We start from the raw sequence: 19,984 nt of genomic DNA on the forward strand, positions 1-19,984 counted from the left end.
AGGTCTTCCCTATTTCAACTACCCCGGAGCGTTACCAACGTCCGTGGTCAATACAACTAGCCGTCGTCTTTCGTGGCGTGCCGGGGGCGGGCCGGATCGATGACCTTCTTGACGTCGAAGAACTTCTCCAGGACATGGTGCTTGCCCTTGAGCGCCGCATTCATGCTCAACCCATCCACGTTGATGCGAGCCTGGCGCAGATAGTCGTCGGTGAGCTGCATCCAGGCGGGAGTCGAGGTGTCGATGCCGAAGTAGAAATCAAATCCGGCCTTCTTGAACAGTTTGTACTTCGCCCCGGAGTAGGTGGCGATGCCTGACATGTCGGCGCCGAACGGAAAGATCAGCAAATCCGTATCCCCCAGGATCGGGCGGACTTCCCGATCCCATTTCTTGGTGTCGGCCTTCAGCCGCGCCATCGTCGAATTCGTGACATTGGAGTGGCCCCAGGTATGTGAGGCAAACACCCAGCCGTTGTCCTTCAGGGCGCCGGCAACCTTCTTCGCCTTCTTCGTCTGCGCCTTCACGTCGATTTTCGGATCATCCCCATATTCGATCTCACTAGTCCGGTACCCCAGCACCCCGTTATAGCCGGTCAGCGCAAGGATGCCCTTGCTCCCGCGGTAGGAGAAATCGGGGTGCTCCCGCACGAAGGCGTCCACGATCGTGGGCAGGTCGTAGTCCCCGTGAACCGTTTTCCCGGAGGCTGCCTGGTAGGTATTGGTGATGTTCCCGTCCTCGCCCACGGTGAGGTTCGTGGCGAAGCCGTCACCGTCCATGTACTCGTAATAGCTCACATCATCTTCGGAGAGGACGAGCGGTTTCTTGCCTTTGGGCAGCTTGATCGGCCGGTTTTTCATCTCACCGTCGGCGTTTTCGCGGGCGATGTCGTGCGGATTGACCAGCACATAGCCCTTTTTGTAGAGGGAGGCGAGGATGGCCTTGAATTCCTTGACCGTGACCATGTAGTCCGCATATCCCTGCGCACTGGGGCCCGGGGCAAAGGCCCGTTTCGGGTCCACGATCAGCGAGTGGAAGAACAGGTGGGAGATCTGAGAATTGTCCTCCCACGTCACCATCTTCTCCTGCTGGGCAGCGATTTTCCCGGTGAGTTCGGACACGTCCTCACCCTCAAGATCCTTGAGCTGTTTCAGGGCGGTGGAGTAGTCGTACTGCGCGGCCGCCGTCGTTGCCGCGTCAAGCGCTGCTTCACGCTGTTGTTCAGGTGAAGGGCCATCGACTTCGCTATCGGCTGCCGTGCCGGGGCCGGAAGCCCAGTTGCCACCGCCTGGAGGTCCGTCCTGGTTCATGCTCGGGCCGACACAGCCCGAGAGGGCCAGCGAAACGGCCACCATCGAGGAGAGAAGCAGGGCACCAGTGGAACGTATTCCCCAGGCGGAAGACATTTTTGCCACCTCTTTCAGCGCGTCGAGCGGACGAGTGCCGGCGGGGGTGCCCTCAAACATCCGCTGACTCCCACGCTAGTCCCGCTCTTCGGTCCCGACGCGCGCGACACGTCGTCAGTGGCCTAGAATGACCATCCGGCCCTCGACGTTGCGGACCACGTTCGCCCCGCTGCCGCGGCTCCCTTTTCGAGTACAACCCATCAATCGTCGTCCCCCACCGAGCGGGACGGAAAGTAGCAGATGCCTTCCACCGAACCCGCCGTCGCCACGTGGGCCGACCAGCAGGAATTCAGGTCCTCACCCGCCTGGAAACTGCTGTCGGCTGCGCCGTGGACGGTCGCGTTCCTGCGGGCCGAATTCACCCAGGCCCGTCCACGGGTCGGCCTGGAACCGTTCCATGCCTCCTTGCAGGCCTTCCTGCGGCATCTCCGCTCCGCCGGGACACCACTGAACGATGCCTGGCGGGCCCAGCATTACGCAGATTCGTGGGTTCGTGCCGGGTATCTGGCGCGGCCGCTCATCGACGGCTCCTTCGTCTACGAGCCGACGGCGCATACGGCCCGGGTGCTCACCTTCCTTGAGGGGTTCTCCGGCTCGGGCACCAATTTGAACTCCTCGCGGCTGAACACCCTGCTGACCAGTATCGAATCCTTGGCCCATGAGACGGATCCCGATCCCGAGGCACGGATCCGCCAGCTGGAAGCCGAGATCGCCGAACGCACCGAACGCGTGGAGGCCCTGCGCTCCGGGGCCGTCCCGGCAGTGCTGCCGACCGAAGGGGCCGTGGCGGCGGCGCGCAGCATCTTGGACCTTGCCGCCAACCTGCCGGCAGATTTCAAGCGGATGCGTGATGGTGTGCGCCATATGCTCCACCAGGTCAGGCGCGAAATCATGGAAGGTTCGGTGGCCAAGGGGGTGGCGGTCGGCCGGGTCTTGGAAGGCGACCGCCAGTTGCGCAGCACCGCAGAGGGCGAGACGTTCCGCGGTTTTACCGAGTTCCTCAACGATCCTCTCCGGCAACGCCGTTTCCGCCAGGCCATCAACGAAGTCCTCGAACGCGATTTCGTTGAGGGGCTCAACGCCCAGGAACGCCACACCCTGGCCACCTTGCTGCGTGAATTACGCCGCCAGGCCACCGAAGTGCATGCCAGCTACGGCAAGCTCTCCGAGTCACTGCACGCCTTCGTCCAATCCGACGAATTCCGCGATTCGGTTCTGCTCCGCAAGGCGGTGCGGTCCGCCGAACTGGCGGTCGCCGGTTCCGAGTCCCTCACCGCCCGGACCCCGGTGACCGAGGTCACGTTGTACGCGCCCGCTTTTTCTACCCTGTCTGGTCTGGGGATCTTCGACCCGCAAGAGCATGTGGCACCACCGAAACTGGCCGAGCCTCCGGCAATGAGTCGTGCCGACATTCGACGCACCCCCAGCACCCCGAAGGCAGATTCCGACCGGCTTGACGCGGCGATCTCCACCGCATTGGCCTCCGCCCGGGGGCCCCTCACCCTCGGTTCAGTGTTCACCGGGCTCGAGGCCGGCGACCACCATGTGAACACCATTCGCTACCTCATCGAGGCTGCCCGCACCTCGGGACGAGACGTGGACACCTCACGGTTCGAGTCGATCACCTTCAGCCAAGTCGACGGCTCAAAACGCACCGCCTACCTGCCCGTGATCACCTTCGCGAAGGACACCGAATGAGCCAGCTGGACCCCGACTCCCCCGCCCTCGCCACGCAGGGTGCCGACGACTCCTGGAGGGACGACGGCGAAGCCGGCTTCGCGTCGATCTCCTCGGGACGCCGGGCCGAAGGCCAGCTCTTCGACGGTGATACCGGCAGATTCGAGTTGGCCCTGCGCCAGGCACTGATCCGGTTGCTGCGCGGGCCCTATCTGGACGGTGCCGCCGACGCCCGGCTGTGGCAACTGGTTTTGGATCGACGCACCGAGATTTCCGCCTTCGTGGCCGAACTGTTCCTGAAACTGCAGGTCGATACCGAACGCAAGATCGCCCTGCTGGTCCCGGTTCCGACGGAGACCGTCCATACGACCGCCATCGTCCCGCGTAAACCGCTACGCCGCGAAGAGACGCTTCTGGCCTTGCGATTGAGGTTACTCTTGGACCGCCATGCCGGCACCGGCACCGACCCGGTCATTTCCCGGGCCGGCGCCCGGGAGATCCTCGAAGAACACCGCCATCCCGGGGCCTTGGACGATAAACGACTCGAGGAACTCACCGATTCCTCCCTGGCTCGGCTGGCTGCCCTGAAACTGATTCTGCCCACCGAGCTCGAGCATGAATACCGGGTCTCCGGAGCCTTGGCATTGGCCCTGCCCTTTGATTCGATCGATGAGATCCCCGCCTACCTGCAGTCCCTGGACCGGGCCGCCGACGAGGCCACGGAGCCGACACTGGATCTGGATTCCGACGTCGTACCGGATGCACCGGAGGAGAACTACGCCGAACCCGAAGACGACGATGATGACCCCGAGACCACCACGAACCCCGAAGGGGCGGCCCAGTGACCATCTCCCAGACCCTGCCCTTCGGGGCGGCCATCAATCCCGGACAGCAACGCCTGTGCTCGATTCAGGTCATCAATTGGGGAACCTTCCATGGCCGGCACGAACTGTATGTGGACCGCGACGGCACCCTGCTCACGGGCCGCCCAGGCGTCGGCAAATCGACGCTCTTTGACGGGATCGGCCATATCTTTCATGCCGCCCCACGACTGAACGAATCGGCCCACGAGGCCTCCACCCGCAAGGACCGTCGCACCACGTACTCCTATATGCGCGGACGGCGGTTCAAGACCGAAGCCGGCACGCTCTACCAACGTCCCGGCGCCACCTGGAGCGCCGTGGCCCTGACTTTCGAGGACGGGCTGGGCACCCAGACCTGCATTGCCTCCCTCTTCGACCTGCCCGCCCAAGGCCTGGAAGGCCAGGTCGGCAAGCACTATGTGATCGGTGAAGGCACCCTGGATACGGCAGCCCTGGAGGAGCACGGCTCCCGCAGGTTCTCGCCGTCGTCCCTGATGAAGGTGCTGCCCGGTTTTGAGGCGTTCGATGTCCACCGCACCTTCGCCGAACGGTTCCGCAGGCGCCTGGGCATCGATAACGACAAGGCGTTCTCACTGCTGCGCACCCTGCAGAATGGCAAGGGCCTGGATCGGGGGGTCAACCAGTTTTTCCGGTATGAGGTCCTGGAGGTCCCCTCGACGTTGAAGGCTGCCGCCGGAGCCGTGGAGGATTTCTCCCATCTGCGCGGGATCCACCGCCAACTCGAAGAGGCCCGCGCCCAACGCGATGCCCTGGAACTGGTGCCCGAGCAGCATAAACGCCACCAGGAGCTCAGCGGATCCCTGCGCCACACCCAAGATCTGGCCAGGTATCAATTACCGTTGCTGCGCGAACATTTGGCCGCCGAACTCCTGGGCACCCAATCCGGCACCATCGCCGCCGAACTGAAGGCCAACCGCACCGCCATCTCCGAGGCCTCCGAAACCCGGACCGTCCTGACCGAACGCGTGCGTTCGCTCACCGAACAGCATGATTCCCATGGCGGCAAGGCCGTCCAGGCGCTCGAACGCGACCTGGAGGCGGCCCGCTCACGGTTGGCCGAACGCCGGGGAATCGCCTCCACCCTGAAAACCCGCATGCACGACGCCGGTGTGTCGCTGACGTTCTCGGCTTCCGGTCTCCAGGCAGCCCGCCGCCAGGCGGCAGTGACCGCAGAAACGTTGCAGGGTGTGGCCAAGGATGCGACCACCATGGAACACGAGGCCATCGCCGCGTCCATGGAAGCGCGGGAGAAGGCGCAGAAACTACGTCAAGACATCGACTCGTATGCCCGCAGGGGCTCGAATATCGACGGGCTCTCTGCTGCGGCCCGCCGGCGGATCTGCTCGGAAACAGGAATCACTGCCGAGGACCTACCGTTCGCTGGGGAGCTCATGGATATGGCGCCGGGCGCCGGTGAATGGCGTCCGGCAGCTGAGAAGGCGCTCCGTTCGCTGGCCACCACCTTATTGGTCAGTGGGGAGAATATTGAGCGCGTCACCCGCGCGGCTGACCGGTTGGAGGGGTATGGCAGGTTGCGCTGGATCGACCTTTCGGCCCACACTCCCGGCGGCCACGATGGCGACCCGGTGGCGACCGCCGATCCGCGGTCGTTGGTGACGAAACTGGAGTTCAAACAGTCCGAGGCCGGCCAGTGGCTGGAGCGCAAGATCGCTGCCGACCACGATTTCATCTGCGTCGCCACCGATGCCGCCCTGCATGCAGAGCGTCGGGCCATCTCCCGGGCCGGGACGATCAAAGCGGGCCGTGGCTCCTTCGAACGCGACACCCGCCCCGTGGCGGCCTCCGATTATTTGTTGGGCTTCACGAACGAGGAGAAGATCTCCGAACTCCACGTCCAGGTCGCCCAACTGGAAACCGATCGGGCGCAGGCCGAGGAACTGGCCACCGAACGCAGCCGTTCCAAGGATTCGCTGGCCCGCAAACTTTCGCTGCTCCGCGAGCTCGTCGCCGACGAGCGCCCCTTCTCCGCACTGGATTCCTCGGTCCAAACCGCCGCCGTGGAAGAACTCGAGACCCGGATGGCCGAGGCGATGGATTCCAGCACCGATCTCGCCGGGCTGCGCACCGCCCTGGAGCAGGCCCGCACCGATTTGGAATCCTCCGTCGGGGAACTGGCGGTGCTGCGCAACCAGACCGCGGCGCTCGAATCCCGGGCGGCGACCGCTGACTCCCTCCTCGAGGCGGCCCGCAGCTCGAGCGCTGCTGCCGCGCCGGAGGCGAAGGCCCGCCAGGAGCTCTCCGCCGAACCGCTGCTGGCCGAAGCATTGCGCCGGCTCGAAGCCGGAGAGGATTTCGAGCTCGCCGAACTCGATGCTGCGGTCTCGGCGACCGCACTGGATCTGGGCGAACGCATCACCGAATTACGCGAACTCGTCTTTTCCACCGAGGCGGCACTGACCGAGACGTTCCGTCAGTTTGCCCGCGATTTCGGGGTCACCACCTCGGCTTCCTTCGGTACGGGGGTCGACAGTGCCCCCCACTATGTGGCGCTGCACCGAGCGATCGTCCAGGAGGGGCTCCCCCAACGTCAAGAGGAGTTCCGTGAATACTTCTCCAACCGCTCCTACGAACGTTTCTCGGACCTCCTACAACTCTTGGAGGAAGAACGTCGTGGGATCGGTGAACGGATCCTGCCGTTGAACCAGATCTTGGCTGATGTGCCCTTCGAACACGGTTCACATTTGCGGCTGGAAGTCTCCACGGTCATCCCGGAGGAGGCCCGCGAGTTCCGTACGGCACTCAAGGATGCCCTCGGGAACGCGTACGGCTCCCGCGGGGTGGAGGAGCTCAGCGCCAACTACAAGGCGCTGGAACTACTGGTGGATGCCTTGGACGACCCCGCACGGCAAGCCTGGCGGGACACCGTCTTGGACGTCCGTCAGCATGTGCGGATCAGCTGCAATGAGCATAAGCCGGGCGGCGAGGTCGAAAACGGGCTGGAACCGGGCACGCTCTCCGGCGGTGAGGGCCAACGGTTCACGTCGTTCATCATGGGCGCCGCGCTGGCCTACCAGCTGGGCTTTGCCTTACAAGGCTTCACGACCTACGGGACCGTCATGATCGACGAGGCCTTCATTCAAGCCAACTCGGAATATGCTGCTGCCGGTATCAACGCCCTCCAGGAATTCGGGTTCCAACTGCTGCTGGCAGCCCCCGAGGACAAAATCGATCTGGCCCTGCATCTGGGGTCGGTCTCGGACATCATCAAGCATCCGGCCTCCAATATTTCCGGCTTCGTCGAAACCGGACGTTCCCCCGCCCTCGCCACGGATATCATTCTGCGCTGACCCCGTTGCCGCGGGCCGGTGCGGCCGGTGGCTAGGGGTGGAAGCGTTGTTCGTGTTCGGCGTGCCGTTCGGTTTCGATCTGGAACGTGGAATGTTCGATGGAGACGTCGAAGTGCCCGGCCACACAGTCCTGCAATGAATCGAGCATGCTGGAGGCCCGCCCATCATGGAAGGCATCTTCGTGGACCACGACGTGTGCGGTGAGTACCGGCAGGCCGGTGGCAATCTGTGAGGCGTGCAGATCGTGGACGGAGAGCACCAGATCCTGGGAGAGCAGGTGCTTCCTGACCTCATCCAGGTCGAGTCCGCGCGGCGTCGATTCCAGGAGAATGGACGTCGTTTCGCGGAGGAGCCGGAACGCGCGGGGAAGGATCAGGGCGCTGATGAACATGGCTGCCAGCGCGTCGGCACGCATCCACCCTGTCGTGGTGATGACGATGGCACCGACGATCACCGCCACCGAGCCCAGGGCGTCGTTGACGACCTCCAAGAAGGCCGCGCGCATATTCAGGTTGGCCCCGCGGCCCGAGCTGAGCACGATGATGGCAATGATGTTTCCGGCCAGGCCGACGATCCCGAAGATCAACAGTCCGGTGGCTGCTACTTCGGGCGGAGCGAAGAGCCGGCGGACCCCGTCGATCATGGCGTAGAGCCCGACGGCGAGCAGCAGGGTGGACTGTGCGGTGGCCGACAGCACTTCGGCCCTCCGGAAGCCCCAGGTCCGCCGGTCGGTGGCCGGGCGGCCCATGAGGGTGGCCGCTGTCAGGGCCATGAGCAGTCCGGCGGCATCGGTGAGCATATGGGCTGCATCGACCAGCAGGGCCAGGGAACCGGTGATCACCGCGCCAACGACTTCGGCGATGAGGATCACCGCGGTGATGCCAAAGGCAATGGCCAACCGGGGGCGGTGCTCAATGGCTCCACCACTGTGGTCGTGGGAGTGTGAATGGCTCATCGGCATTCCGGCCCGGTGCCGTGGGATTCATGCCAGTGGTGGGAGGCGAGGGCCACCTCGGTTCCACTATCCGACAAAAGTGTCTCAGCAGCGACCAAGAGAACGTCGATGTGCTCGGGTTCGGCCAGCGAGTACATGCTGGCGCGACCGACCGGCCGTGAGGACACGAGCCCGCAATCACGCAGGCAGGTCAGGTGTGCGCTGACCGTGCTCTGGGCCAAGCCCAGGTGTTCGGTCAGCTCCCTGACTTTATGTTCCCCCGTCCGCAAATGGCGCAGAATCAGCAATCGGGTCGGATCAGCCAGCCCGTGGAATAAGGCTGCGGCCGGCGCGAGCGGTCCCGTCGTCGGTTCGCCTTTCCGCACTATCATCGTCATATAACGATGATAGCCCTTAAGGGCGTTGAATTCGAGGACCGCTCCCGCGTCGCGAGACCGGCAGTCACGCCACGAGGCTCAGACCAGAGTGCCCGCTCCGCCCCGAGAGCGCAGCCAATCCCGAGGCCTGAACCTTTCCCCATAGGCGTCGGCCAGCTCATCGGCTCGGGCCACGAAGCCAGCCAGACCCCCCTCATGGTTGGTGATGAAGGTGGCGGTCCCGCCGGCCCCTGGAGGGAACCCGATCCCGAAGATCGAGCCGATATTTGCCGAGGCAGTATCTGTCAGGACACCGTCCTCGAAGCAATGGGCCGTCTCTAGGGCCATACGGAAGAGGTAGCGGTCCTGGATGTCCTTCGAGGGGAGCTCGGTCCCGCGGCCGAAGTGTTCCCTGAGCCCCGGCCATAAGGACTTGCCGCCGTCGGCCGGATAGTCGTAGAACCCGCCTCCTGCGGCTCGGCCCTTCCTGCCATATTCATCGACCATCGTGTCCACGAGCCGTTCGCCCGCGGCGGGTTCGCGGACCGTACCGGAGGCCGCGTATTCCTTTTCTTCTTCGGCGCGGGTGTGCTGGGCCAGCGTCAGCGAGACCTCGTCCAGCAGAACCAGCGGAGGTGCGGGGAATCCCGCCTGGGTGGCTGCGCGTTCGATCACCTGCGGATCCACCCCCTCCTCCAGCAATGCCGTGGCCTCCATGATCAGGGTCCCGAAGACCCGGGAGGTATAGAACCCGCGACCGTCCCCGACGGTGATCGGGATCTTCCGGATTTGCTGGACCAGGTCGTAGGCCCGGGCGACGGTGGCATCCGAGGTCTGGTCTCCTCGGATGATCTCCACGAGTTTCATCTTTTCCACCGGGGAGAAGAAATGGAGCCCCACGAAATCCTGGGGGCGTCCGCTCGTGGCCTGCAGCGTTGAAATAGGCAACGTCGAGGTATTCGAGCACAGCAGGGCCTCGGCGGGCAGCTCGGTTTCGGCTTCGGCGAAGACAGCGGATTTCAGCTCGAGGTTCTCAAAGACCGCCTCGATGACCACGTCTGCCGTTGCCAGGTCTGCGGCCTGACCCGTCGGCTGGACGCGGGCCAGGATCGAATCCGCCGACTCCTGGTCCAGCCGCCCCTTGGAAACCTGGTGGGCGAGCACATCCGAGACATGGGACTTGCCCTTCTCGGCACCCGCCTGATCGACGTCCTTGAGCACCACATCGATGCCTGCCCGAGCACAGGAATACGCGATCCCGGCGCCCATCATCCCAGCGCCGAGGATCGCGACGGTGCCGACCTTTTGCGGTTTCTGCCCCTGGGGGCGGAGCCGGCCTGAACTGATCGACTGCAGATCGAAGAAGAACGCCTGGATCATGGCCTTGGCCGTGCGACCAACCACGAGGCTGGCGAAGGCCCGCGACTCGATGCGGCATGCCGTATCGAAGTCAACCAGCGTCCCCTCCACGGCCGTGGCGAGGATCGCCCGGGGCGCCGGAAGGTCTGCCCCCTTGAGCTGTTGGCGCAGCAGTGCCGGCAGGGACGGAAGGATGGCAGCCATCGATGGCGATGCCGCGGTTCCCCCGGGAATCCTGTATCCCTTCGCCTCCCAGGGTTGGGTATTCGGCTCCTCCTGCTGCTGGCTATGGATCCAGGCCCGAGCGGCGGGAAGCAGTGCCTCGGGGCTGTCGACCAGTTCATCCACGACACCCTGCTGATGTGCGGCATCGGGGTCACGCTGTTGGCCCTGGAGCAACCAGTCCATCAACGCGTTCTGGATGCCCAGCATGCGCACCATCCGGATGATTCCGCCACCACCGGGCAGCAGTCCCAGCCCTACTTCGGGGAGGCCGAACTTGATTCCGGGGCTGTTCACCGCGATACGGCGATGACAGGCCAGCGCAATTTCCAGGCCGCCGCCGAGTGCCGTCCCATTAAGTGCCGCCACCACGGGGACTCCCAGCTGCTCGAGGCGCCGCAGTTGGGCCTTGATGGCTTGGGCCTGGTCGAAGAGTTTCTCGGCGTCTTCGGGGGTGGTCCGATAGATCGCTTCGAGGTCCCCGCCGGCAAAGAAGGTCTTCTTGGCGCTGGTCAGGATGACTCCGGTGACCTCTTCCCGCTGCGCTTCCAGCGTATCGATGGTTTCGGCCATCGAGGCCTGGTAGGCATCGTTCATGGTATTGACCGAGGCCTCGGGGTCGTTCATGGTCAGGGTGACGATTCCGTCGTCGTCGCGTGTCCAGTCGATCATGTTGCTCATGTTTTTCTCCTCTGCGGCTCGGCGTGGTTCAGATGCGTTCAACGATGGTGGCGATGCCCATGCCGCCGCCGACGCAGAGGGTGGCGAGGCCACGCTCGAGATCACGCCGTTCAAGTTCGTCGACCAGGGTTCCCAGGATCATGGCGCCGGTAGCCCCCAGGGGGTGCCCCATGGCGATGGCGCCACCGTTGACATTCGTTTGTTCTTCGCTCCAGCCCATATCCCGCATGAGTTTCAGCGGTACCGCAGCGAAGGCCTCGTTGACTTCGATGAGATCGATGTCCCCGGCCTTCATGCCGGCGCGGTTGAGGACCTTGCGACAGGCAGGGGTGGGGCCGGTGAGCATGATGGTCGGCTCGGAACCGGTGACGGCAGTGGCGACGATACGTGCCCGCGGGGTCAGCCCATGACGTTGGCCGGCGCTTTCGTTCCCGACCAGGACCAGGGCCGCACCATCGACGATCCCCGAGGAGTTGCCCGCATGGTGGACGTGATTGATCGCATCGACCGAGGTGTATTCCTCCAGGGCTACGGAGTCGAATCCGCCTTGGGCGCCCAGCTTCGCGAAAGAGGGGTTCAGCGGAGCCAGGGTTTCCGCACTGGTCTCGGGCCTGATGGTTTCATCATGGTCAAGGATCGTCAGCCCGTTCACGTCACGGACCGGGACGATCGAACGATCAAAGCGGCCTTCCTTCCACGCGGTGGCGGCCCGGTGATGGCTTTGCGCGGCGAAGCGGTCCACGTCGGAGCGATCGAAGCCCTCCACGGTGGCACTGAGATCGGCGCCGATTCCCTGGGGAACGAAATTGGTGGCCCATGCGGTGGCCGGGTCCATGGCCCAGGCCCCTCCGTCGGAGCCCATCGGAACCCTGGACATCGATTCGACGCCGCCGCCGATGAGCAGATCCTCCCATCCGGCGCGGGCACGGGCCGCCACCTGGTTCACGGCTTCGAGTCCCGAGGCACAGAAGCGGTTGAGCTGGACGCCGGCGACTTCCCAGGGCAGTCCCGCCTTCAGGGCGGCGATCCGGGCGATATCCATCCCCTGCTCCCCCACCGGGCTCACACAACCGAGGACGATATCGTCGATGAGCTGGGTATCCATCCCCGGGTGACGTTCCCTCAGGGCGTCGATGAGCCCGACCACAAGGTCGATCGGCTTCACTTCGTGAAGGGATCCGCTCTGCTTGCCCTTTCCTCGGGGTGTGCGGATGGAATCGTAGATGAGTGCTTGGGATGATGTGGTCATCAGTACCTCACGATGAAGGTCGAAGGGGCGGACGCAGCAGTGTTCCGTGAGCTGCCATATCCCGAGACTACCCCCACCTATACAACCGTACAAGACCTTGAATGTTCGTATAGCTCCTTCGTTGATGAGCCGGGGCACTAGTCTGGAAGATCATGAATTCCATGCCAGAACACCCGGAGCAGCTCCTGCGCGTGCCGGCCAACGGAGGATTGGACCCCCAGCTCTGCCTCGCCGTCCTGGCAGCTCACGCCATACCGGGCATCGACGAACAACGTGGGGAAGAACATCGCAGGCCAGTCCGGATTGGAGGTCGGAACGTGGTGGTCGCTCTACGCTTCACCGATGACGCGGTGCTACTGCGCAGCGTGGACTCGGATCTGACGGCGGCGGATCGCTCCCTGCTGACCGTGCTGGTGCGCCATTGGTTCGCCCTCGATGTGGATCTTGAACCGATCAACGCGCAGCTGCTCGGCGATCCGACCTTGGCCCCCTTGGTCACCAAGCGGCCCCGGCTACGCCCCGTCGGATACCCCGCCCCCTTCGAAGCCGCGGCAACTACCGTGCTGGGTCAGCAAGTCTCCTTGGCCGCAATGCGCACATTCGCCGGGCGTCTGGTCAGCGGGTGGGCCGGCCCACCGATTGCGGGATGGCATCTGTTTCCGGACCCCGGCGTCGTCGCGGGGGTTGCCGAGGACGAGCTGCGGGCCGCCGTCGGGCTGACCCACGCCCGCACCAGGACACTCTTGGCCGTGGCAGAGGCCTTCGCCCGGACAGCATCGCAGCCAAGGACCAACCCCGGCGATTTCCCGTTGACTCGGGATGAGCTTTTGGCCATCCGTGGGATTGGCCCCTGGAGCGCCGACTATCTCGATGTGAGGGCTCGCCTGGATCCCGATGCTTTCACCGCAGGGGATCTCGTCCTGCGCCGGGCGTTGGGTGGGGTCACGGCGCAGGAGGCCGCCGGGCGCGCCGAAGCCTGGCGCCCGTATCGCGGTCACGCACTGTTCCACCTGTGGAGCGAAGAAGCCTACGCGAAGGACTAACGTCTCAGCGCCTGCCCGGGGAGGGGAATCAGCCGCGAGGGGCGGTCTGGACTCCCGGCTGCTCGGGAAAGATCTTGCCGATGGGTTCGTTTTTCTCCGCTTGGAAGGTTTCTTCGGCGCGGCCGAACGCCCAGTAGGCCGACAGGGAGAGCTGCTTGCGGTGCAGGCCCTTCTCGTCGGCGAGGAACCGGCGCAGAGCCTTGACCATTTCGCGTTCTCCGTGGGCGAAGACCTGCACCTCACCCTCATGCCACGGTCCTGCCATCACGGCTGCTGCGAGCTTGGTGGTTTCCGGGGTGAACGTCCCGCCCCGGTGCAGCCAGTGCACGTTGACACCCTTCGGGGCCCTGAGCTTGATTTCATCCTTCTCCCCCGCCACCTCGATATAGGCCTCGCCGCGGGCGGAGCGGTGCATTTTCTCCAAGGCGGCAGCAATGGCCGGTAAAGCTGATTCGTCGCCCGCGAGCAGATGCCAATCGGCATCCTCCGAGGGGAAGTACATTCCGCCGGGGCCGGAGAAGCAGACCAGATCCCCGGGCTGGGCATTGGCAGCCCACGGGCCGGCAAGGCCCTCCTCGCCGTGCACGACGAAGTCGATCTGCAGGGTGCCGGCAGCTTCATTAACGCTGCGTACCGTGTACGTGCGGCGGACCGGCATCCGTTCCTGGGGAAGGACGGCACGCAGTTCGTCCATGTCATACGGTGGGGTCAACCCCAATTCGGGATCGGCAAAAAGCAGCTTGACGTATTTGTCAGTGGCTTCCTTATTGCGGAAGGCGGCAAAGCCTTCGCCACCCAACGTCAGGCGGACCATATGCTTGCCGATCTTCCGTTTAGTCACCACTTCCAGCACGACCTGCGGGCGCGGCGGTCGAGCGGTTGCGGGGACGGTCATCTTCCGATCACTCCTTCGAGGGCCGAGCGAAACTCGGCAAAACGTGTTTGTCCCACCCAATCCCAAGCAAGCAGGCAACGCAAACTCCGTACGCCATGGGCGAAGAGGTTACTTCAGCAGGGACCGAGGCTCAGCGGAACACCGGTTCACCGATGAACTCCTGCATCGCTTCCCGTTGTTCACTCGGCAGGCGAAGCAGCCGCTGCTCTGCCACCGAGAAGAAGGCCAACGTAGTGGCCGCCCTGACGCAGAGGCTCCCCTCGATGGGGTCCCGGAACTCGTAGCAGACGTCGAAACTGGCGGCCTTGATCGCGGAGAGCCAGATTTCGACCTCGGCCGGGACATTACGGTAGTCCAGCGGGGTCAGATACCTGATCCGGTGTTCAACCACCAGGATCTGTGTGTTCGCTGGGACGCTGGAAAACAGTTCCGCGGTCGATTCGGTTCCGGGCTTGCCCGTCCCGCCGGGTACACCGAAGCCGGCGATGCGGGCTTCTTCCATCATCCGCACGAGGTTGACATTGTTAATATGCCCGTAGGCGTCCATATCGCCCCAGCGCATCGGCACCTGGACCTGCAGTTTGCGTCCGCTCATATGGCACCGACCTCTCGTTCTTCCTGCGGTTCCCCTTCCGGCCACTGCTGGCGCAACCGGCGGCGTTCTTGGTGCTCGACGTGCTGTTCCTCGTCGGAGACGATGCCCAGCCGCTGCAACTCGGCCAGGATATGGGCCCCGTCCGGGGCATAGACCCAGTCGATGCCCGGGGTGGAGTTCACGGTCCGTTGGGAGCGGCCGCCGGCAAGGACCGCCTCGGAGGGGGTCAGCTGGCGGATGACGATGGCCTTGACGTTTTGCGGATAGCGCTGCGCAAAGCCCGCATAAATCTCCGGGTCGTGTTGCCCGTCGTCACCGATGAGCAACCATTTCATCTGAGGGAATTCCTCGGCCAGACGGCGCAATTGATCGACCTTATGCTGTGCGCCGGAACGGAACCAGCGTCCGCCAGAGGCGCCAGTTTCCACGGGACCCCAGTCGGTGAGCAGCAGCGGGCCTTCGGGGAACAGGTTCCTGGCCAGGAACCGGTTCAGCGTCGGGGCGACATTCCAGGCACCGGTCGACAGGTAGAGAACGGGGGCTCCGGGACGCCCGCGCAGGACCCGTTCCATCATCACCGCCATGCCGGGGGTGGCCACCCGGGCATGCTCGTCGAGGACGAACGAGTTCCAGGCAGCCAACAGTGGTCGCGGAAGCGCGGTGACCACCACGGTGTCGTCGACATCGGATAAGAGCCCGAATTCGCAGGAAGCATCCACCACGAACACCCGGGCCTTGACCTCGGGTGAGCCTTCGGCGGAGAGGGTGACGGTATGCCATCCCGGCCCCAATGCCGTGGTGATCCGGGCATCCAGGACTCCCCCACGATCCGCGCGGACCACAAAGTCACTCCCGGCGATGGTCACGGTGACCTCGGCATACGGGATCGGCGGGGAAATGAAGTTCCTCCAGCCACGGACACCGTCAGCTACGACGCGGGAGCGCGGAACACCGTGGCGGAACGGCTCCGGGGAGGCAACGACGATGCGTGCCAGGATGCGGACCCAGCCGTTTTCGCCCGGCTCGGAGTGGCCGTATCCCCTAAAGGGCAGCACGGTCGGCACCATGCCACGTTCACGTCCGTTGGTTTCGCGGAACGCATGCCAGGCGTCCTCGAGCCTGACCCCCAAATGCTGCCGCAACGATTCTGCTTTGCGTGATGACATATTGCCAGTCTTTCACGCTCGCAGGTCAACGAGTTCCGAACGATACTGGATTTTTTCTACAGGGCGTAGAAGAATGAGGGCATGATGTACTCCCATGCAGACGACGAACCGGTCCTGATTCTCGACGAAGAGCAGTGCTGGAAGCTTCTGGGCCACAGCCAACACGGACGCCTGGCCACCGCTTTCGACGGCGTCCCGTATATCACCCCGGTGAACCACGGCACCGCCGACGGGCGGGTCTATTTGCGCTCCGCTGCCGGTTCCAAGCTCTCCGGTTTGACGGTGAACCCGCGGGTGGCCTTCGAATCCGACGGCATCCTCAGCGACGAAGCCTGGTCGGTGATCATCCTGGGTACGGCCCGCATTCTGGACACCGAGGCGGAGATCAAGATCGCCCGGGCCTCGGGCGTGGACCCGTGGGTGCAGACGTTGAAGGACTTCTGGATCGAGATCACCCCCACCTCAGTCTCCGGCCGGCACTTCATCTTGGGGCAGCAGCCGGAACAGCTCGACGAAAGCTAAGGCCGGTAGGCTGGCCGGGTGGATATCCCGGAACAGACCATCGAACTAGCCGAGCACCTCCGCGGGATCGCGGAGGAAGCGGCCCGCGGTGTCGGGCCGCTGCTGCGTGGCGCCTTCCGCACGGGTGCCGAGGTCCAGCAGAAGGCCAACGCCCACGATCTGGTCACTGCATTCGACCAGGCCAGCGAGACGGCCATCGCCGCCCACCTTTTCGCCGCCCATCCCGATAGCCGAATTCTCGGCGAGGAGGGCGGCCACCAAGGCGAGGGGCGTATCGAGTGGATCGTTGATCCGATCGACGGGACCAGCAACTTCGCCCACGGCGTCGCCTTCTTTTGCGTCTCCATCGCGGCGGCACTGGACGGCGAACTGCTCGCAGGCGTCGTCTATGACCCCATCGCGGAGCTGATGTTCTCCGCCAATGCCGAGGGTGCGTGGCTCAACGGCGTGCGTTTGGGCCCTCAGGGCACGTCAACGGAGACCGAATCCTCCCTGATGACCGACTACCCCTCGGCGGAGGCTCTTGAGCTCGACGGCCAGGCAGCACTGGAGGCCTTCGGTACCTTGGTCTCCCGCTACGCCACCGTGCGCCGGACCGTCAGTGGCGCGCTGGGGCTGGCTCATGTTGCCGCAGGTTGGACCGATATCACCTTGGGCTTCGATACGAACCCGTGGGATGTCGCTGCCGGCGTATTGTTGGTGCGCCGCTCGGGCGGCAGCTACCTGTCCTACCGGTACGACGACGAGGCCCGGCCCGCGCATGAGGCACCCGTCTACCTGGCCACTGGCCCCCGGGTCTCGGCCGCAACGGCCACCCGGGTGGTTGCAGAACGCGTTGCTGCACGCAGAGCGATGGGCTACCGCCGATAACGCTCACCGCCGCCCGGTAGGCACGGCAAGTCTTTTACTTCATGAACCCTTCACCGGTCAGGCAAGCGACCGTCGCCGAGGCCCCGGCCGCCGAATCCTTCGCCACGACGGTTCCGTCGGCCTGAGTGATCGTGCACGTCAGAGTCCCGGTATTACCGTGGGCGTTGCTGGCGCCCAAGGAGCCGAAGACGGTGCTGGCCGTGACCTCCCGGCTGAACTCCCCGCCCGCAACGTCTTCGGTGTGTTCTTCCGTGACGCTTTCCTCGGTATAGGAAACGGTGTAATCCCCGGTTCCGGTCACCGTGTAGGTAAAGGGAGCGGTTTCGCCCACCCCCTTCTCGACCACGTTGACCAGGGCAACGGCGATGATCACGTAAATGATGCAGACAATCAGTGCTGCAGCACCGGTGATGATGCCGGTGATCGCGTAGCCCCGGCGCGGGACCTGCTTCACGAGCCCAATAATGCCCAGGATCAGGGCCAGCGGCCCCAGAATGAAAGAGATGAACCCGACGACGGGGATAAAGGCCAAGACGATGGCGACGATGCCGATGATCAGTGCGGCCTTGGTCAGACCGGTGGCCACCGGTGGCTGCTGGGACCACCCGGACTGCCCCGGATACGGCTGCGGGTACCCTGACTGACCCTGTGGCGCGTGGTAGGGGTCCGGGTTGTACGGGTTCTGCTCAGTCATGAAGATACCTCGAAGCGATCTTGATCAGGCGGGTCGTTCGCGGGCCGATCTGCGGTGACGGCCGTCTGCGCCCTCCAGTCTAGCTATGGTTCTTCCGCCCGCACGGGCGTACCTTCAAAGTATGGGTCATTCAATGAATCATCAAGGCGTCGCCCACGTCCACCATCATCACCACGGCGTGGAGTACATCGTCGCGGGTGTCGGCATTCTGCTACTTTTCCTGGCATTTGCTGTCCTGCAGTCGATCATCTCCGGTCATGTCTTCGGCCCCATGTATATCGGGGTTGTTTTCGGTGTGTATGCGTTGGCCATTGGCACGACGTTCTGGGCTAGGCATTAGCGCCGGCTTCTTCATGGCCCGTCGGGAGGAGGAATCCGACAGGGCCTTCTCCCCCGTCGTGTCATTTACCGTCGGGCGGCGGCCCGTCCAGCGGCTCGGCCGCTAAAAAGGCAGCCGCCCAGGAAGGTCCCTTCGAGGGCCCGGTAGCCGTGGACTCCGCCGCCGCCGAATCCGGCGGCCTCCCCGGCAGCATAGAGCCCGGGTATCGGATGGCCGCCGGGAGCCAGGACTCGAGAGTCGAGGTCCGTTTCCAATCCACCGAGCGATTTGCGCGTGAGGATATGCAGCCGAACGGCGATGAGCGGCCCGGCCTTCGGATCCAGCAACCGATGCGGGGCAACGGTGCGAATGAGCTTGTCCCCGAGATAGCTGCGGGCCGCTTGGACGGCCATCTGTTGCGGGTCCTTGCTGAACCGGTTCCCCGTTTCGGCATCGCGGGCCACGATTTCGGCTTCGATGCTCTCCGCGTCCAACAGGTCCCCACCCTCGAGTCGGTTCATCTGCGCGACCAGCTCGGACACAGTATCGGCTTGGATGAAATCTTCGCCTCGGTCCAGGAAGGCCTGCACTGGGTCTGGCACTGCGGTGCGGGCCCGCCGCAGCACCGCACCGATGTCCTTTCCGGTGAGGTCGGGGTTCTGTTCGGAACCCGAGAGAGCGAACTCCTTGCCGATGATGCGCCGGTTGAGGATGAACCACGAATGGTCATGACCGGTGCCGCGCAGGTGTTCCAGCGTTCCCAGGGTGTCGAATCCCGGCCACAGTGGTGCTGGCAGACGCCGCCCCGTGGCGTCAAGCCAGAGCGAGCTGGGTCCGGGCAGGATCCTGATGCCATGGTTCTGCCATACGGGGCCATGATTCACGATCCCTTCGGTGTAGTGCCACATCCGGTCGCCGTTGATCAGGTGCCCTCCGGCTGCGGCACCGATATCCAGTCCCCGGCCATCGACGTGGGCAGGCACCCCGGAGATCATCCGCTCTGGCGGTGCTCCGAGCCGTTCGGGCCAGGCCTCCCGCACCTTCTCGACATTTCCGCCGATCCCGCCGGTACACAGCACGACGGCGGAGGCCAGGTATTCGAAGTCGCCCACTTCTTCGCGGTTGCTGGCTTGACCGCGAGGCGTCGTGGAGGCTGCCAGGAGACGTCCCTGTACGCCGGTGACGACACCATCCCGGACCACCAGCTCGTCCAACCGGTGCCGGAAACGCACGGTGAGCAGGCCGGAGGTCACTGCGGCGAGAGCCTTGTTCGCGAAGGGTTCCACGATCCCCGGGCCGGTACCCCACGTAATATGGAAGCGGGGTACCGAGTTCCCGGGGCCGGACGCCCCATGGCCACCACGTTCGGCCCAGCCCACGACGGGGAAGAACCTAACCCCCAGCCCGTGCAACCAGGCACGCTTTCCACCGGCTGCCCAGTCGACGTAGGCCTCGGCCCATTGGCGCGGCCAGTAGTCCTCCGGCCGGTCAAAGCCTGCGGTCCCCCACCAGTCTTGCCGCGCGAGCTCGACGCTGTCGCGGATCCCCAGACGCCGCTGTTCGGGACTATCAACCAAGAACAGGCCACCGAAGCTCCACCAGGCCTGGGCTCCCAGATTGGATGGCGGTTCCTGATCGATCAGCAGGACGCGCCGCCCGGCGTCGGTGGCTTCGGTGGCGGCCACCAGTCCGGAGAGACCTGCGCCGACGACGATGACGTCGAACTCCCGCTCGTTATGCTCTGTCATTCGGCCAGCGTAGCCCGATGGTGCCCCGGACACACCCC

At 64.5% G+C, this 19,984-nt stretch carries 17 protein-coding genes; 7 read left to right on the forward strand and 10 right to left on the reverse strand.

Annotation, left to right across the window (positions count from 1 at the left end; genetic code table 11):
* Positions 1-56: 56 nt before the first annotated feature.
* A complete protein-coding gene (locus FM101_RS03320) occupies positions 57-1,463 on the reverse strand; it encodes a polysaccharide deacetylase family protein (RefSeq protein ID WP_086995453.1) in 1,407 nt (468 codons plus the stop codon).
* A gap of 180 nt (positions 1,464-1,643) precedes the next feature.
* On the opposite strand from FM101_RS03320, the gene FM101_RS03325 reads away from it, so the two are divergent.
* Genes FM101_RS03325 through FM101_RS03335 form a run of 3 tightly spaced genes read left to right on the forward strand, consistent with a single transcriptional unit; the run spans position 1,644 to position 7,272 of the window.
* Positions 1,644-3,101, forward strand: coding sequence for a DUF3375 domain-containing protein (locus tag FM101_RS03325; RefSeq protein WP_086995456.1), 1,458 nt, complete (start codon positions 1,644-1,646; stop codon positions 3,099-3,101).
* Complete coding sequence (locus tag FM101_RS03330; RefSeq protein WP_086995459.1) at positions 3,098-3,925, forward strand: DUF4194 domain-containing protein; 828 nt, start codon at positions 3,098-3,100, stop codon at positions 3,923-3,925. Before FM101_RS03325 ends, FM101_RS03330 begins: the two co-directional genes overlap by 4 nt.
* A complete protein-coding gene (locus FM101_RS03335) occupies positions 3,922-7,272 on the forward strand; it encodes an ATP-binding protein (protein ID WP_086995461.1) in 3,351 nt (1,116 codons plus the stop codon). Before FM101_RS03330 ends, FM101_RS03335 begins: the two co-directional genes overlap by 4 nt.
* Before the next feature lie 31 nt (positions 7,273-7,303).
* Here FM101_RS03335 and FM101_RS03340 read toward each other — a convergent pair whose 3' ends face one another.
* The 4 genes from FM101_RS03340 to FM101_RS03355 form a co-directional block, all read right to left on the reverse strand.
* Positions 7,304-8,227: a cation diffusion facilitator family transporter gene (locus FM101_RS03340; RefSeq protein WP_086995464.1), complete on the reverse strand. Its 924-nt coding sequence runs from the start codon at positions 8,225-8,227 to the stop codon at positions 7,304-7,306.
* A complete protein-coding gene (locus FM101_RS03345) occupies positions 8,224-8,604 on the reverse strand; it encodes an ArsR/SmtB family transcription factor (protein WP_086995467.1) in 381 nt (126 codons plus the stop codon). The genes FM101_RS03340 and FM101_RS03345 overlap by 4 nt, the downstream gene beginning before the upstream one ends.
* A gap of 78 nt (positions 8,605-8,682) precedes the next feature.
* Positions 8,683-10,845: a 3-hydroxyacyl-CoA dehydrogenase NAD-binding domain-containing protein gene (locus tag FM101_RS03350; RefSeq protein ID WP_086995470.1), complete on the reverse strand. Its 2,163-nt coding sequence runs from the start codon at positions 10,843-10,845 to the stop codon at positions 8,683-8,685.
* A gap of 28 nt (positions 10,846-10,873) precedes the next feature.
* Positions 10,874-12,094 (reverse strand): acetyl-CoA C-acetyltransferase, encoded by a 1,221-nt coding sequence (locus FM101_RS03355; RefSeq protein ID WP_086995473.1) that lies wholly within the window; start codon positions 12,092-12,094, stop codon positions 10,874-10,876.
* Positions 12,095-12,246: 152 nt separating this feature from the next.
* Here FM101_RS03355 and FM101_RS03360 point away from each other — a divergent pair, with 152 nt between their 5' ends.
* A complete protein-coding gene (locus FM101_RS03360) occupies positions 12,247-13,137 on the forward strand; it encodes a DNA-3-methyladenine glycosylase family protein (RefSeq protein WP_086995476.1) in 891 nt (296 codons plus the stop codon).
* A 28-nt stretch (positions 13,138-13,165) separates the two neighbouring features.
* Here the strand turns inward: FM101_RS03360 and FM101_RS03365 are convergent, their stop codons facing one another.
* The 3 genes from FM101_RS03365 to FM101_RS03375 form a co-directional block, all read right to left on the reverse strand.
* Entirely contained in the window at positions 13,166-14,032 is an 867-nt protein-coding gene (locus FM101_RS03365; protein ID WP_086995479.1) for a siderophore-interacting protein, read from the reverse strand.
* Positions 14,033-14,162: 130 nt separating this feature from the next.
* A complete protein-coding gene (locus FM101_RS03370; protein ID WP_086995482.1) occupies positions 14,163-14,627 on the reverse strand; it encodes an acyl-CoA thioesterase in 465 nt (154 codons plus the stop codon).
* Positions 14,624-15,793, reverse strand: a complete 1,170-nt coding sequence (locus FM101_RS03375) for an App1 family protein (protein ID WP_086995485.1) — start codon at positions 15,791-15,793, stop codon at positions 14,624-14,626. Before FM101_RS03375 ends, FM101_RS03370 begins: the two co-directional genes overlap by 4 nt.
* Positions 15,794-15,874: 81 nt before the next feature.
* Here FM101_RS03375 and FM101_RS03380 point away from each other — a divergent pair, with 81 nt between their 5' ends.
* Both FM101_RS03380 and FM101_RS03385 read left to right on the forward strand, forming a co-directional pair.
* Positions 15,875-16,315, forward strand: a complete 441-nt coding sequence (locus tag FM101_RS03380) for a pyridoxamine 5'-phosphate oxidase family protein (RefSeq protein ID WP_086995487.1) — start codon at positions 15,875-15,877, stop codon at positions 16,313-16,315.
* Between the two features lie 18 nt (positions 16,316-16,333).
* Positions 16,334-17,185 (forward strand): inositol monophosphatase family protein, encoded by an 852-nt coding sequence (locus FM101_RS03385; RefSeq protein ID WP_086995490.1) that lies wholly within the window; start codon positions 16,334-16,336, stop codon positions 17,183-17,185.
* A gap of 34 nt (positions 17,186-17,219) precedes the next feature.
* On the opposite strand, the gene FM101_RS03390 is transcribed toward FM101_RS03385, so the two are convergent.
* Positions 17,220-17,879, reverse strand: coding sequence for a DUF4190 domain-containing protein (locus tag FM101_RS03390; protein ID WP_086995493.1), 660 nt, complete (start codon positions 17,877-17,879; stop codon positions 17,220-17,222).
* Positions 17,880-18,012: 133 nt separating this feature from the next.
* On the opposite strand from FM101_RS03390, the gene FM101_RS03395 reads away from it, so the two are divergent.
* Positions 18,013-18,219 (forward strand): hypothetical protein, encoded by a 207-nt coding sequence (locus FM101_RS03395; RefSeq protein WP_086995496.1) that lies wholly within the window; start codon positions 18,013-18,015, stop codon positions 18,217-18,219.
* Between the two features lie 65 nt (positions 18,220-18,284).
* On the opposite strand, the gene FM101_RS03400 is transcribed toward FM101_RS03395, so the two are convergent.
* Positions 18,285-19,946: an FAD-binding dehydrogenase gene (locus FM101_RS03400; RefSeq protein ID WP_086995499.1), complete on the reverse strand. Its 1,662-nt coding sequence runs from the start codon at positions 19,944-19,946 to the stop codon at positions 18,285-18,287.
* Positions 19,947-19,984: the final 38 nt, after the last annotated feature.

Origin of the sequence: Arthrobacter rhombi (assembly GCF_900163545.1) — a bacterium.
GTDB classification, from domain to species: Bacteria; Actinomycetota; Actinomycetes; order Actinomycetales; family Micrococcaceae; genus Arthrobacter_H; species Arthrobacter_H rhombi_A.

Coding starts and splice junctions, on each gene's coding strand:
- FM101_RS03320 (WP_086995453.1), bottom strand. CDS start 1,463: ATGTTTGAGGGCACCCCCGCCGGCACTCGTCCGCTCGACGCGCTGAAA.
- FM101_RS03325 (WP_086995456.1), top strand. CDS start 1,644: ATGCCTTCCACCGAACCCGCCGTCGCCACGTGGGCCGACCAGCAGGAA.
- FM101_RS03330 (WP_086995459.1), top strand. CDS start 3,098: ATGAGCCAGCTGGACCCCGACTCCCCCGCCCTCGCCACGCAGGGTGCC.
- FM101_RS03340 (WP_086995464.1), bottom strand. CDS start 8,227: ATGAGCCATTCACACTCCCACGACCACAGTGGTGGAGCCATTGAGCAC.
- FM101_RS03345 (WP_086995467.1), bottom strand. CDS start 8,604: ATGACGATGATAGTGCGGAAAGGCGAACCGACGACGGGACCGCTCGCG.
- FM101_RS03350 (WP_086995470.1), bottom strand. CDS start 10,845: ATGAGCAACATGATCGACTGGACACGCGACGACGACGGAATCGTCACC.
- FM101_RS03355 (WP_086995473.1), bottom strand. CDS start 12,094: ATGACCACATCATCCCAAGCACTCATCTACGATTCCATCCGCACACCC.
- FM101_RS03360 (WP_086995476.1), top strand. CDS start 12,247: ATGAATTCCATGCCAGAACACCCGGAGCAGCTCCTGCGCGTGCCGGCC.
- FM101_RS03365 (WP_086995479.1), bottom strand. CDS start 14,032: ATGACCGTCCCCGCAACCGCTCGACCGCCGCGCCCGCAGGTCGTGCTG.
- FM101_RS03370 (WP_086995482.1), bottom strand. CDS start 14,627: ATGAGCGGACGCAAACTGCAGGTCCAGGTGCCGATGCGCTGGGGCGAT.
- FM101_RS03375 (WP_086995485.1), bottom strand. CDS start 15,793: ATGTCATCACGCAAAGCAGAATCGTTGCGGCAGCATTTGGGGGTCAGG.
- FM101_RS03380 (WP_086995487.1), top strand. CDS start 15,875: ATGATGTACTCCCATGCAGACGACGAACCGGTCCTGATTCTCGACGAA.
- FM101_RS03390 (WP_086995493.1), bottom strand. CDS start 17,879: ATGACTGAGCAGAACCCGTACAACCCGGACCCCTACCACGCGCCACAG.
- FM101_RS03395 (WP_086995496.1), top strand. CDS start 18,013: ATGAATCATCAAGGCGTCGCCCACGTCCACCATCATCACCACGGCGTG.
- FM101_RS03400 (WP_086995499.1), bottom strand. CDS start 19,946: ATGACAGAGCATAACGAGCGGGAGTTCGACGTCATCGTCGTCGGCGCA.